This is a genomic window from Sinimarinibacterium arenosum, from assembly GCF_005047655.1.
GTDB lineage: Bacteria > Pseudomonadota > Gammaproteobacteria > Nevskiales > Nevskiaceae > Solimonas.
Map to the genome: position 1 here is coordinate 644,068 of NZ_SUKF01000001.1, position 14,151 is coordinate 658,218.

Here is a 14,151-nt window from a genome sequence, read left to right on the forward strand (position 1 = left end):
GCGACAGGGCTGGCATTATAAGTGGGAAAGCAGGGGGCCGCTGCGACTGTGGATGCCATGTGACGGTCTTGCGCCGAGTCCCGGTCGATGCCGGAATCTATATATATAAGGAGTGGGCGGATGCGATTGTTGGGGTTTCTGGCGTTGGTGTTAATTGCAATGGTGGCCTATCTGCTGCTGTGGCCGGCGCGGATTGCCCCGCAGGCGTGGACACCGTCGGTGCTGCCGAGTGGTCCGACCTATGCGTATAACGAGGCGCTCAAGCCGATGCAGCGGCTGGCTGGGGGCGTCGGCCGCGGACCAGAGGGGATCGCCATAGACGCCGCAGGGCGCATTTACGCGGGCTACGATGACGGCCGCGTGATGATGTTCAACCGGGATGGCAGCGGTGGGCTGGAGCTGGCGAACACCGGGGGGCGTCCGCTCGGAATCGGGTTCGGGCCGCGCGGCGGCGTATTGGTGGCGGACGCGGTCAAAGGACTATTGCAGATCAGCGCCAAGGGCAATCAGCACATTCTTTCGACAGAGTCTGATGGCGTGCCGTTCCGCTTCGTCGACGACGTCGACGCGCAGCGTAACGGACACAAGGTTTTCTTCAGCGATGCTTCGTCGCGCTTCGGCGTGCATGAGGTCATGGATGACGTGCTCGAGCACGGCGCCAACGGTCGCTTGCTGCAATACGATTTCGATACGGGGCAGACGACCACCCTGCTGAAGGATCTGTACTTCGCAAATGGAGTCGCGGTCGGCCCGGATGATGCCTACGTGCTGGTCAATGAGACCTCGGCTTACCGCGTCCGCCGCTACTGGCTCAAGGGCGACAAGGCGGGAACCTCGGACATCTTCATCGACAATCTGCCCGGCTTTCCGGACAACATCAATTTTGACGGACACGATCGCTTCTGGCTGGCAATCTACGCGCCGCGCACCGCGATGCTGGATGAGCTGCTGCCGCGTCCGGCGCTGCGCAAAATTGTGTCGCGCTTGCCCAAGGCGTTGCAGCCGGGGCCGGTGATGCACGGCTGGGCCCTGGCGCTGGATCTCGATGGCAAGGTTGTCGCCAACCTGCAGGACGCCAGCGACGGCGCGTATGCGCCGATCACCAGCGTCGAGGCATTTGGCGATGCGCTGTACTTCGGCAGCCTGACCGCGACGGCGATCGGTCGCCTCGGCTGGCCGCTGGCGGACGTTCCGCGCTGATGCCGCAGCGGCCCGAGGACTACGACTGCATCATTGTCGGGGCCGGGCACAATGGTCTGGTCTGCGCCGCCTATCTGGCTCGTGCTGGCCGCAAGGTGCTGGTGCTGGAGCGCAGCGATGTGGTTGGCGGCGCTGCGATCACTGAAGCCATTGCGCCGGGCTACCGGGCATCAACCGCGTCGTACCTGATCTCGCTACTGCAGCCAGCGATCGAGCGCGAGCTGCAGCTGGCCCGTTACGGCTATCGTGTGCTGGGGCGCAATCCGTCGTCGTTCACGCCGTTGCCGGGGGCGGGTGACGGGTATCTGTTGCTGGGACCGGACGCTGAACTGAATCAACGGGAAATCAGCAAGTTTTCGGCCGCCGATGCGGCGGCGTACCCGCGCTACGAGGCGTGGCTGACGCGCATCGCAGAGGCGCTGGAGACGGTGCTCGACGACGTGCCGCCGGATTTGCTGCCACTGCCCGCGGATTTTCGTCAGCGCAGCCTGTCGCAACGCTGGGCCAACCTGCGTCGTGGCTGGCGCTTTCATCGTGCATTGAAGCGGCTGGGCGCAGACCTGCCGTCGGCGCTGGAACTGCTCAGTGGACCCGCACGGCCGATTCTGGACCGCTGGTTCGAGTCCGACGTGCTGAAGGCGACCTTGGCGACGGACGCCATCATCGGCGCGATGGCGCCGCCTTCGGCTGCAGGGACCGGCTATGTGCTGCTGCACCATGTCATGGGTACGGCGGGTGGGGCGCGTGGGGTCTGGGGCTATGTTGAGGGCGGCATGGGCGCACTGACCGCGGCAGTGCGCCAGGCGGCGGAAGATGCTGGAGCCCGAATCCGGACAGGCTGTGCGGTGGTCGGTATCGAGACCGAGGGCGGGCGCGCAACGGGCGTGCGGCTGGCTTCGGGTGAGCGCATTGGCGCTGCGCAGATCGCGTCCAATGCGACACCGGAGGTGACATTCACGCAGCTGCTCGATCGGGCGGTGCTGCCGCCGGCCTTTTGCGAGGCGGTTGCGCGAATCGACTATTCCAGTGCATCGATGAAGATCAATCTGGCGCTCAGCGAACTGCCGGATTTCCGCTGCTGCCCCGGGAAGGATGCGGTCGGCCCGCAGCATCGAGGCACGATCCATATCAGCCCGACCCTGGAATACATCGAGACCGCGTATGAGGACGCGCGCCGTGGTCTGCCGTCACGTCATCCGGTGATCGAGTTGACGATCCCGACCTCGGTCGACACCACACTGGCACCGCCAGGGCATCACATCGTGCAGATGTTTGTTCAGTACGCACCCTACAAGCTGGCCGGTGCTGACTGGGACGAGATCAAGGACGCATTCGCCGATCGCTGCATCGATGCGGTCGACGCCTATGCGCCGAACTTCCGTGATGCAGTGCTGCATCGGCAGGTGCTGTCGCCTCTGGATCTGGAACGTCGCTTTGCCCTCACGGGTGGCAACATCTTCCACGGCGCCATGCCCCTGCATCAGCTGTTCGGCTTCCGTCCGGTGCCCGGCTGGAGCGACTATCGCACGCCGGTCGCCGGCGTGTACTTCTGTGGCGCCGGCGCGCACCCGGGTGGCGGCGTCAGTGGAATCCCGGGCCGCAATGCTGCTGGGATAATGCTTCAAGACTGAATTCAATGGCTGCCGGGCTGCTCGTTTTCTGATAGGTCGAGTACACTTCGCGAGATTAATCCGTTCAAATTGGGCGGTTCTGGAGGGGATTCCATGCGAGCAGCGCTTTTTTCATTGGGCAAGGCCTGGGTACTGGGACTGACGGCGCTGACCTTGGTCAGTGGCTGCAGCAGTGGCAGTAGCAGCAACGATTCGGCCCATATCGATCATGTTGCGGTGACGCCCGTCAGTTCGACGATCGAGGCGGGCGCAACCAAGGCGCTGAGCGCGACGCTGTACTACGCCGATGGCTCGTTCGCGGATATCACCGAACAGGCCAATTGGATCAGCGGTAACCCTGCTGTCGCCACGGTATCCAACACCGCATCCACTCGCGGAGTTGTGACCGGGGTCAGCGCGGGCGGCACTACCGTGACCGCCTCGTTTGCCGGCTTCAGCGCGACCGCCGTGGTCAATGTTTCGGGCGTCCTGATCACCCGGCTGGAGGTGACGCCGGTATCGACCACGACCGCACAAGGCACGACGCTGCAATACACGGCGACGGCCCTGTTCTCCGACTCGTCCACCCAGAATGTCACCGAGTTGGCGACCTGGACTTCCTCGAACTCCAGCGCGGCGACGATCAGCAACACGGCGGGCACGCGTGGGCGCGTAACGGCGATTGCGCAGGGCACGACGACGGTCACTGCGAGCTATCAGGGCCGAAACAGTTCGGCGGGTCTGACGGTGACGCCGGTGGCGCTGACAGAGGTGTACATCACGCCGCTGAATGCAGAGATTCCGAACGGCAGCACGCAGCAGTTCAATCTGATTGGTGTGTTCTCCGATGGCAGCAATCAGGATCTGACCGACGATGCCGCGTGGGTCAGCGGCGACATCGACGTGCTGGATGTCAGCAATGCCGACGGCTCCAAGGGCCTCGCGGCAGCGAAGATGGTCGGCGAAACCACCATTTCCGCAAGCTTCGATGGCATGACCGGGAGCACCACGGTCACGGTCAATGACGCGGTCATGACCTCGATTCAGATTTCTCCGGCAGACAGCAAGCTGGCCGCAGGATTTGATCGCCCGTTCACGGCGACCGCCCTGTTCTCCGACAACACGCACCGCGATGTGACCAGCGACGTGATCTGGAGCACTTCCGACAGCGCGATTGCAACCATCAGCAACGTTGCCGGCAGTGAAGGCGTCGCCACCGGCGTCGCGCCTGGAATCGTGGGGATCGGTGCGCAGGCGGGTTCGTTGTACACCACGGTCGTGATGACGGTGACCAACGCCACGCTGACCGCGATCGGCGTGACTCCGGCTTCAGTGACCCTGCCCAAGGGACTGACCCGGGCTTTGACTGCAACGGGCACGTTCTCGGACGGCACGACGCAGGATTTGACCACCCAGGTCTCGTGGAGCAGCAGTGATTCCATGACCGCCAGCGTCAGCAATGCGGATGGATCAAAGGGTGTGGTGACGGCCGCTGCACCCGGCGGTCCGGTCGACATCACTGCCACGCGTGACGCGGTCAGCGGTTCCGCCAGTGTCACGGTCACCGCGGCAGTGGTGCAGGCGATTGCAGTGACTCCGGCCACGGCGACGGCGCCGAAGGGCGAAACGCAGCAGTACACCGCGATGGGAACCTTCACCGATGGATCGGTGCAGGACATCACCACCTCTGTGACCTGGAGCAGCAGTGCCACCGGGGTCGCGCAGGTCAGCAACGCCGGCGGCAGTGAGGGTCTGGCAACAGCATTGGAAGTCGGGTCGGCCACGATTCGCGCACTCGACACGGCAACCGACGTCTCAGGTACGGCGACGTTCAATGTCACCGCCGAAGAGCTGGTCAGCATCGATGTGGCTCCGGCGGCAACGAGTGTGGCCAACGGTCGCAACGCGCAGTTCACCGCGACCGGGACCTACACCGATGGCAGCTCGCGTGATGTGACTTCGCTGGTGCAGTGGACGTCGGCAGATCAGACGATCGCAACGATCAGCAATGCTGCCGGCGAATCGGGACTTGCGACGGGTACCGGGGAGGGCGTGGTGACGATCACCGCGACGGCGCCGGGAACGGCGGCGATTTCCGACACGGCCGACCTGACGGTAACCGCGGCGGTGCTTGATTCGGTGACCGTTGCGCCGGTCAATCCCAGCGTGCCGGCGGGTTTGTCGACCCAACTGACGGCGACCGGACATTACTCGAATGGCACGACCCAGGATCTGACCGATACCGTGACCTGGAGCAGCAGCAATACTGCGGTTGCCGAGGTCAGCAACAGTGGCACGAGCAAGGGCTTGGTCTTCGGCAAGGCGGCCGGTAGTGCCACGATCACGGCACTGGATCCGGGCACGATGAAGTCCGGTTCGCAGCCGCTGACGGTGAGTGCGGCCGTGTTGCAGGGCATCGAGGTGCAGTCCTCGGTCGAGCGCAAGGTGGCGATCGGCTACCACCTGCAGCATCGTGCGATTGGCGCGTTCAGCGATGGTCAGGAGATCGACATCACCCAGAACGTGGACTGGAGCACGCTGAGTGCGGCAACCGCGACGGTGGGCAATTCGGATACCGACAAGGGCCTCGCAGCGGGCGTGACCGCCGGAACCACCACCGTGGTCGCCAATTACGCCGGCAAGACCGGAACGCTGAGCCTGACGGTGATCCCCGGAGGCCTGACGTCGATCACCGTTTCGCCGCTCGACGCGACGTTCGGAGTCGGTGACACGCTGCAGTACACCGCGACGGGCAATTTTGACGACGGCGGCAGCACCTTGGTCCTCGACATCACCCGTGACGCCATCTGGAGTTCGTCGAACACCAGCGTTGCGACGATCTCCAATGCGGATGGTTCGAAAGGCCTGGCGACAGCGGGAAGCAGTCCCGGCAATACCACGATCACCGCAGCCGCCTCCGGCAAGAACGCTTCGACGACGTTGACCCGCTCGATTTTCTAGTCAGCGACAAGCGGTATACCGGCCCCGGTCGACTGGCTCGCCCGGGGCCTTTTTGTGTCTGCCGCGGTCTTCAGATCTGACGGCAGCGGCCGCTGTATCTGCAGATACCCAGAAAGAGACCGCCATGCGGGTGGCAGATACGACGTTGGAGCGGGCGTTGCTGGACTTGTGCAGCGCGAAATTGGCCGTGCCTGAACGAGGCCGTTCGTTGCACGAGCTGGAGCAGGCGTGGCACCAGACCGGCCTGCGCAACGATGATTTCCGTGATGCGCTGCGGTTGCTGCTGCATCGCGGCCTGTTGGCGCTGCAGCCGGTCGACGGCAGCAACTACGTCGTGCTGACTGCAGCCGGCTCAGCGCGTCTGCTGGCGGCGGCCTACCGATTGCCCACGGCAGAAGAAGATCTTGAAGACTTGCGCAGTCTGCGTCAGGCCCGTCGTCGTACCGAAGCTGGGGCGAGGGACTGGAGCGGCGGTGAACGGCGTGCGGATGAGTCTGCTCCGCTTGTCCACCGTTCGACGCCGAACCATGCCCGCCCGCGCTGCTGACCGCTGTCACGGCACAGCGTCCGGGCGTTACCGTGCGGACAGGGTTCCCACCGTGGTGAGGCGCCCGCACGTCATCGCTTGTCTACCTGGAGCTTCGCCATGCTAACCACCAATGCTGATCTGACTGCTCTGGTGGTTGATGATTCCCCGTCGATTCGCGAGTTGGTCAGCGCCATGCTGGAGGACCTCGGCGTCGGGCGGGTGATGCAGGCGGAGGACGGCGTCTCGGCATTTCAGCGGATCGAACAATCAGAATGGCCGGTGGATCTGTTGTTCTGTGATCTGGCAATGCCCGGTGTCGACGGCGTCGAAACCATGCGGGGACTGGCAACGCGTCGCCTGGAAGCCGGCATTGTGCTGCTGTCGGGCATGGATCCGAAGCTGATGGCGACCGTGGCGGATATGGCCGAGCAGCTCGGTCTGCGGGTGCTGGGCACCATTTCCAAGCCGTTCCGCCAGCCGCAGATCGCCGCGATGATCGAGCGTTTTCGTCGCGCGCGCGCGATTCCGTCACGGCGACCGGCGTTGATGATCACGCGCGAGGAGCTGGATGAAGCCCTGCACTCGGATCGCATCGATGTCTACTACCAACCCAAGATTCGCCTGTCCGATCGCGTCGTCACTGGCGTAGAAGCCCTGGCGCGGATGCATCACCCGGCTTATGGCGTGATCGAGCCCGATGCCTTCATTCCCTTGGCTGAAGAATCCCCGCAGCGCATCACCAAGCTGACGCTGAGCGTGCTGGAGCGGGCGATCAGCCAGGCGGGAATCTGGCACCGCAGCGGCCTCGATCTCGGCATGGCGATCAACATGTCGACCCTGGCGATCCGCCGGCTCGATCTTCCCGACATCGTTGAGGAGATGGCTCAGCGTGCCGGCGTAGCGAACGACCGCATTACCCTGGAGCTGACCGAGAGTCAGGTCATGGGCAGTGCCGAGATTCTGCACATTGTTTCGCGCTTCCGCCTGCGAGGCTTCAAGCTGTCGATCGATGATTACGGCACCGGACATTCGAGCCTGAAGCGGCTCAAGCGCCTGCCATTCACTGAGCTCAAGATCGACCGTTCTTTCGTCAATGGTGCGTCCAGTGATGAGGACATGCGCTCGATTCTGGAAACCAGCGTTGACCTCGGCCGACGTCTGCGCATGGATGTCGTCGCCGAGGGCGTTGAAGCGTGGGTCGACTGGCATCTGCTCGAGGATATGGGCTGTGACGTTGCCCAGGGCTATGTTGCCGCGCGCCCGGTCCCGGCAACCGGCATTCCTCTGTTCGCTCAGCGCTGGGCGGAGCACCTGCGTCACTGAACCCCGCGGCACTGAACGTGTGCGCCTGCCGTCCCGATGGCTGTCCTGCGTTCACCAAGCGCGGCAGACGCGAGATGCGTGTTGACGACGCGAATGCGGAGCCAGGCATTGGGCGCAGTGCGGCGATGGCGCGACGTCGTGTTTGCTCAGGGAAGGGACAGGCCGCCATGGCCTGCGCGAAGCCGTGATGGCATCAGCAAGGGGCGACGCTCGCGCGTCGCCCCGGTGATGACTGACTAGAGAAAGCGGCCGATCAACTCTTTCATGATCTCGTTGGTGCCGCCGTAGATCCGCTGGACGCGTGAATCCCGCCACAGGCGCGAGATCGGATACTCGTCCATGTAGCCGTAGCCGCCATGCAGCTGCAGGCACAGATCGGCGATCTCGAACTGTTTGTCAGTGGTCCAGTACTTGGCCATGGCCGCAGTGACGGCATCGAGTTTCTTGACCAGCAACAATTCGGTGCAACGTTCGATCAGCACGCGGCCGAGCGTCGCCTCGGTGCGCGCCTCGGCGAGCTGGAAGCGGGTGTTCTGGAAGTCGATCACGCGCTTGCCGAACGCCTTGCGGTCCTTGACGTAGGTGGTGGTGATGTCGAGTGCCAGTTCGATCGCCGCAACCGCTGCAATGGCGACGATCAGGCGCTCCTGCGGCAACTGCTCCATCAGCTGCACGAAGCCCATGCCTTCGCCCGGCCCAAGCAGATTGGATTTGGGCACACGCACGTTCTCGAAGAACAGCTCCGAGGTGTCCTGGCCGTGCATGCCGATCTTTTCCAGATTGCGTCCGCGGCGGAAGCCGTCGACCTTGTCGGTCTCGACCACGATCAGCGACACCCCCTTGGCTTTCTCCTCCGGGTTGGTCTTGGCGACGACGATGATCAGGCCCGCCTGCTGGCCGTTGGTGATGAACACCTTCTGGCCGTTGATGATGTAGTCGTCACCATCCGCAATGGCCGTCGTGCGCACGCTCTGCAGATCGGAGCCTGTGCCGGGCTCGGTCATCGCAATCGCGCTGACCAGTTTGCCCGACGCCAGCTTCGGCAGCCACGCCTTTTTCTGGGCCTCGGTGCCGTAGTTGAGGATGTAGTGCGCAACGATGCCGTTGTGCAGAGACAGTCCCCAGGCGCTGCAGCCGACCTTGGCCTGTTCCTCGATCAGGATCTTCTCGAACGCGAAATTGCCGTCGCCACCGCCATACTCGGAGGGAATGCTCGGGCACAGCAGCCCGAGCTCACCGGCCTTGTTCCATAGTTCGCGATCGACGCAGCCTTGCTCGTCCCAGCGTGTGACGTGAGGCCCGACCTCGGCTTCCATGAAGCGGCGTGCGGTGTCCTGGAACATCCGCAGCTCGTCGGTCATGTAGGCGCCCTGCGCCAGTAGCTTGTTATGCATTGAATGTGCTCCCTTCCTTCGCCATGCGCACGAGGATGCGTGCCGGCTTGAAGCGCTCGCCGTATTGCTTCGCCAGCTCCTTCGAGCGCTTGACGAAATTGTCGACGCCGTAGGCATTGATGAACTGCAGGGCGCCACCCTGGAACGGCGCGAAGCCCCAACCAAAGATCGAGCCGATGTTGGTGTCGGCGACGGACTCCACCACTTTTTCCTCGTAACACTTCGCCGCTTCGTTTGCCTGCGCAAACATCAGGCGGTCGATCAGCTCCTGCTGCGGCAGCTGCTCGGCGAGCGGAAACTGTTCGGTCAGTCCGGACCACAGGTGCTTCTGTCCGCCGGCGGGATAGTCGTAGAAGCCCTTGCCGGCCTTCTTGCCGGGACGATCGAGCGTCTTGCACATCTTCTCGACCACGGCGACACCGGGGTGCTCGGACATCGTCTTGCCTTCGGCGGCGTAGTCCTTGCGCGTCTGTTCGAGTACATGCATCGACAGTGACAGCGAGACCTCGTCCTGCACCGCCAGCGGACCGACCGGCATGCCCGCCTGCAGGCCAGCCATTTCGATGGCACGCGGATGCTGGCCTTCGGCGAGCAGGGTCATGCCTTCCATCGGGTAGGTCGCGAAGCAGCGCGAGGTATAGAAGCCGCGCGCGTCGTTGACCACGATCGGGGTCTTCTTGATCTGCTGCACGAAGTCGAAGGCGCGTGCCAGCGTTTCAGGTGCAGTCTTCTTGCCCTTGATGATCTCGACCAGCGGCATCTTGTCGACCGGCGAGAAGAAATGCAGGCCGATGAAGTTCCTCGGCCGCACCGAGGCCTGCGCCAGCCCCGTGATCGGCAGCGTTGAGGTATTGGACGCGAAGATCGCGTTCTTGCCCAACAGGGCTTCGGCCTTCTGTGTGACATCGGCCTTGATTCCGCGGTCCTCGAATACTGCTTCGATGACCAGGTCGCAGCCTTTCAGATCGGCGTAGTCGGTCGTGGCCTTGATCCTCGCCAGAAACTCATCCTTGCCCTGCGCCGTCATGCGTCCGCGCTTGATCTGCTTGTCGAGCAGTGCGGCTGAATAGGCCTTGCCCTTGTCGGCGTTGTCCTGGCTGGTATCGAGCAGTACGGTTTCGATGCCGACTTTGGCTGCGGCATAGGCGATGCCGGCGCCCATCATGCCGGCGCCGAGGATGCCGAGCTTGCCGACTTTCGAGCGCTCGATGCCGTCCGGCCGCGAGCTGCCCTTGTTGATGCCGCCCAGCTGGAACCACAGGGTGCCGATCATGTTCTTCGACACTTGCGATACCACGCAGGCGGCGAAGTAGCGGGACTCGACGCGGCAGCCGGTTTCGAAGTCGGTGATGCCGCCTTCGAAGACACAGGACATGATGTGTGTCAGCGCCGGATAGTTGCCCTGGCTCTTGGCGCTGGCCATCGACGGCGCAATCGCCCACATCTGTACGTTGGCGGGGCTCTTGGAATCACCGCCAGGCCATTTGAACTTCTTGTCGTCCCACGGCTGCATCGCCTTCGGGTTGGCGACGATCCAGGCGCGCGCCTTGGCCAGCATGTCGTCGTGGTCGCTGGCCAGTTCATGAATGATGCCGGCCGCCTTGGCTTTCTCCGGATTCAGCTCCTTGCCTTCGAGCATCAGCGGCAATGACGCCTGGATGCCGATCAGACGCGGCAGGCGCTGCGTACCGCCGCCGCCGGGCAGCAGGCCGAGCTTGACCTCGGGCAGGCCGATCTTGGTTTTCGGATCGTTGATCGCGACGCGGTAGTGGCAGGCCAGAGCGAGTTCCAGGCCGCCGCCCAGCGCCGTGCCATTGAGCGCCGCGACCACCGGGCGACCGCATTTTTCCAGCCGGCGCAGGAAGGCCTTATAGGCTTCGGCCATCTCGAAGGCCTGCTGCGGATCGGTCATCGCGTAGACCTTCTCGATGTCCGCGCCGGCGAGAAACTCCTTCTTGCCGGAGGTCAGGATCACGCCGGTCACCGAAGCATCGTTTTCGATCTGAGTGATCGCGTCGCCGAACGGGCCGGTGAGTTCCTCATTGAGTACGTTCATCGAACGGCCAGGCATGTCCAGCACCAGCGTGACGATGCCGTCTGCGTCCTTGTTGTATTGCACTGCAGTCATGTTTGTTCCCGGTTGGCGTTAGACGCGTTCGATGATGGTGGCGATACCCATGCCGCCGCCGACGCACAGCGAGACCAGGCCGGTCTGCTTGCCGGTGCGTTCGAGTTCGTCGAGCACGGTGCCGAGAATCATTGCGCCGGTGGCGCCGAGCGGATGGCCCATCGCAATGGCGCCGCCGTTGACGTTGACCCGATCCATGTCGATCTCAAGATCACGAGCCGCGCGCATGACCACGGCAGCAAAGGCTTCGTTGATCTCGAACAGGTCGATGTCCCTGGCGCTCATGCCGGCCTTGGACAGCGCCTTCTTCGAGGCGGGACCGATGCCGGTCAGCATGATCGTCGGCTCCGAGCCCATGACCGCCGTGGCGCGGATGCGCGCCCGCGGCGTCAGGCCTAGCTTCTTGCCGATTTTCTTGTTGCCGACCAGGACCGCGGCGGCACCGTCGACGATGCCGGAGCTGTTGCCGGCGTGGTGCACGTGGTTGATCTTCTCCAGCGTCGTGTACTTGCGCATGATCGTGGCGTCGAATGCCATCTGCCCCATCTGCTCGAACGAAGGTTTGAGCTGAGCCAGGCCTTCCAGCGTGGTATCCGCCCGGATGAATTCGTCGTGATCGAGCACGGTGAGACCGTTGAGATCCCTGACCGGCACGATCGATTTTCCGAAGCGGCCTTCGGCCCAGGCCCGCGCCGCGCGCTGCTGCGAGCGCAGTGCAAAGGTATCGACGTCCTGGCGTGAAAAGCCTTCCAGCGTGGCGATGGTGTCGGCGCCGATGCCCTGCGGCGCAAAGCCGGTGATCTGGTTGACTTTCGGGTCCATGGCCCAGGCGCCGCCGTCGCTGCCCATCGGCCAGCGCGACATGCTCTCGACACCGCCGCCGACGACCAGATCCTCGAAGCCGGACAGAACCTTCATCGCTGCCAGGTTGACCGATTCCAGGCCGGACGCGCAGAAGCGCGACTGCGTCACGCCGGCAACCGATTCATCCCAGCCGGCATACAGCACGGCGATGCGCGCCAGATCTGCGCCCTGTTCGCCGACCGGCGTCACGCAGCCTAGCACCAGATCGTCGACGTACGCGGTGTCCAGGCCATTGCGCTGCTGCAGCGCGTTCAGGCAGGTCGCTACCAGATGGATCGGCGTGACCTGATGCAGGCTGCCGTCTTTCTTGCCTTTGCCGCGCGGCGTGCGCACGGCGTCGTAGATGAATGCTTCGGCCATGGGGCCCTCGTCAGTTGGGAGTACTTGCGACAGCTGGTAAGGTAAATTACCATTCAGCCATCGATGGCATTGATGCTCGCGGGACGGAGTGCCTGCAGGTGCACCAAACACGGGTCCGAGCTTAAGTGAGGCTTGATCGAGCGGTCAATGCACTACAGAAAGATGTCGAGGTACTTGCAGTAACAGTTATTACACAAATAGGGATGGATGCATGCGCAGGACAGAATCGGTAACAGTGGATCGTCATCATCTCGACCCCGAAACGCGGGTGCGGATCGAGCAGGCGGTGCTGGATATCTTTGCCGAGCGCGAGTTTCACCGCGTCGGTCTGATCGAGATCGCGCGCGGCGCGAACGTCTCCTTGCAGACGATCTACAAGTACTACGGCAGCAAGGAAGCGCTGCTGTTTTCCAGCCTGGATACCTGGCTCGGCAAGCTTGCCGAACGCATGATCGATCACCTGCAGGGTATCGAGGACTACAAGGAACGCCTGCGCAAAGTGTTCTGGGTCGCGCTCGATTTCATCGAGAAGAACCCCAAGATCGTGCAGCTGGTGATGAGCTCGGTCTACATCAATACCTGGCGTGAGCAGGGCGAGTACCAGAACCCTGAGCTGTTCGGAACTTTCATCAAGGTGCTGGGCGAAGGTCGCTCCAAGGGCGTGTTGACCGACGAAGTCGATGAAAAGATCCTGCTCGACTACATCTTTGGCGTGCTGTTCCGGCTCGGTCAGAGCTATGTGTTGCGTGGCATGAAGAAGCCGCTGACCCAGCAGGCCAACATCCTGTTCGAGATGCTGTGGCGGGCGATCGCCAAGCCGGTTTGATGCGCTGCCTTCACTCCGCCGGTTTCAGCACGCGGGTAAAGAACTCCACCTGATCGCTGACCGCCTGCTCGAAGCCGTCGCCGACATAGATGTCGAAGTGGCCGATGTCGTAGCGTTTGACCTCGGCTTTGTCGCCCGCGCGGGCGGCGGCGGCTTCGGCGGCTTGGGCCGGGGCCACCGAGTCGCGCAGGCAGATGCAGATCAACGCCGGACATGGAAGGTGCGCCGCTTTGAGCAGGGGCCGATACAACGGCAGTTCCAGCATCCACGAGGCAGTGATCTGGTCGCTCCAGTCATCCGGCACGATCGCACGATAGCCGGCGTCGGCGTCGCTGGAGGTCATCGCTGCAAGTTCGCCGGGTTTACCCACGATCGGGATCAGGTGGCGCTGACCGGCGATGGTGCCGAATACATCCCAGGCGGCGTGTGCGGTGAGCTTCAGCGCATTGCCGAGTCCGGCGTAACGGATCAGGTTGGTGAACGCGGCCAGGCCGTCCATCATCGGGCCCTGACTGCTGATCGCTGCAACCGTGCCGTCCTCGACCGCCGCAGTGACGACATGCCCGCCCGAGAACGAACTGCCCCACAACGCGATGCGCGTGGTGTCGACGCTATCGACTGAACGGGCGTAGGCGATGGCGGCCGCCCAATCGTCGAGCTGTGCGCGGATGTTCAGATGCTGGCGCGGTTCGCCGTCGCTGGCGCCGAAGCAGCGGTAGTCGAATACCAGCACGTTCATGCCGGCGGCTGCGAAGCGCTCGGCAAACGCGTCCAGCCGTGCTGCGCGGGTTCCGCCGAGGCCATGCGCCATGACCACGCAGGGGGTGCCGCGCGCGCTGAGCAGGGACTTGTCGGCGGCCGGAAACCAGGCGCCCCGGATCGTCGTGCCGTGGCTGAAAAACTCGACCGATTTGAAGGGCTTGCTCATGCGGACTCCGTCGGCGTTCGGCGCGATG

The 14,151-nt window shown here is 63.5% G+C and carries 10 protein-coding genes; 6 read left to right on the forward strand and 4 right to left on the reverse strand.

Going from position 1 to position 14,151, the window contains the following annotated elements; genetic code table 11:
* Positions 1-120: 120 nt before the first annotated feature.
* The 5 genes from E4T66_RS03040 (at position 121) to E4T66_RS03060 (ending at position 7,623) form a co-directional block, all read left to right on the forward strand.
* Positions 121-1,200, forward strand: a complete 1,080-nt coding sequence (locus E4T66_RS03040; protein WP_136847414.1) for an SMP-30/gluconolactonase/LRE family protein — start codon at positions 121-123, stop codon at positions 1,198-1,200.
* Positions 1,200-2,831 (forward strand): phytoene desaturase family protein, encoded by a 1,632-nt coding sequence (locus E4T66_RS03045; RefSeq protein ID WP_136847415.1) that lies wholly within the window; start codon positions 1,200-1,202, stop codon positions 2,829-2,831. The genes E4T66_RS03040 and E4T66_RS03045 overlap by 1 nt, the downstream gene beginning before the upstream one ends.
* Positions 2,832-2,924: 93 nt before the next feature.
* Positions 2,925-5,771, forward strand: a complete 2,847-nt coding sequence (locus tag E4T66_RS03050; RefSeq protein WP_136847416.1) for a beta strand repeat-containing protein — start codon at positions 2,925-2,927, stop codon at positions 5,769-5,771.
* A gap of 187 nt (positions 5,772-5,958) precedes the next feature.
* On the forward strand, positions 5,959-6,318 hold the full coding sequence (locus E4T66_RS03055; RefSeq protein WP_136847417.1) for a hypothetical protein: 360 nt from the start codon (positions 5,959-5,961) through the stop codon (positions 6,316-6,318).
* A gap of 99 nt (positions 6,319-6,417) precedes the next feature.
* Complete coding sequence (locus tag E4T66_RS03060; RefSeq protein WP_136847418.1) at positions 6,418-7,623, forward strand: EAL domain-containing response regulator; 1,206 nt, start codon at positions 6,418-6,420, stop codon at positions 7,621-7,623.
* Between the two features lie 236 nt (positions 7,624-7,859).
* On the opposite strand, the gene E4T66_RS03065 is transcribed toward E4T66_RS03060, so the two are convergent.
* From E4T66_RS03065 to E4T66_RS03075, 3 genes are read right to left on the reverse strand one after another with little or no spacing between them, the layout of a single operon-like run.
* Positions 7,860-8,984, reverse strand: coding sequence for an acyl-CoA dehydrogenase family protein (locus E4T66_RS03065; protein WP_136847524.1), 1,125 nt, complete (start codon positions 8,982-8,984; stop codon positions 7,860-7,862).
* A gap of 25 nt (positions 8,985-9,009) precedes the next feature.
* Positions 9,010-11,145, reverse strand: coding sequence for a 3-hydroxyacyl-CoA dehydrogenase NAD-binding domain-containing protein (locus E4T66_RS03070; RefSeq protein ID WP_136847419.1), 2,136 nt, complete (start codon positions 11,143-11,145; stop codon positions 9,010-9,012).
* A gap of 18 nt (positions 11,146-11,163) precedes the next feature.
* Positions 11,164-12,369: an acetyl-CoA C-acetyltransferase gene (locus E4T66_RS03075; RefSeq protein WP_136847420.1), complete on the reverse strand. Its 1,206-nt coding sequence runs from the start codon at positions 12,367-12,369 to the stop codon at positions 11,164-11,166.
* Positions 12,370-12,580: 211 nt separating this feature from the next.
* Here E4T66_RS03075 and E4T66_RS03080 point away from each other — a divergent pair, with 211 nt between their 5' ends.
* Entirely contained in the window at positions 12,581-13,195 is a 615-nt protein-coding gene (locus E4T66_RS03080) for a TetR/AcrR family transcriptional regulator (protein ID WP_136847421.1), read from the forward strand.
* A 10-nt stretch (positions 13,196-13,205) separates the two neighbouring features.
* Here E4T66_RS03080 and E4T66_RS03085 read toward each other — a convergent pair whose 3' ends face one another.
* Positions 13,206-14,123: an alpha/beta hydrolase gene (locus E4T66_RS03085; protein ID WP_136847422.1), complete on the reverse strand. Its 918-nt coding sequence runs from the start codon at positions 14,121-14,123 to the stop codon at positions 13,206-13,208.
* Positions 14,124-14,151 lie beyond the last annotated feature (28 nt).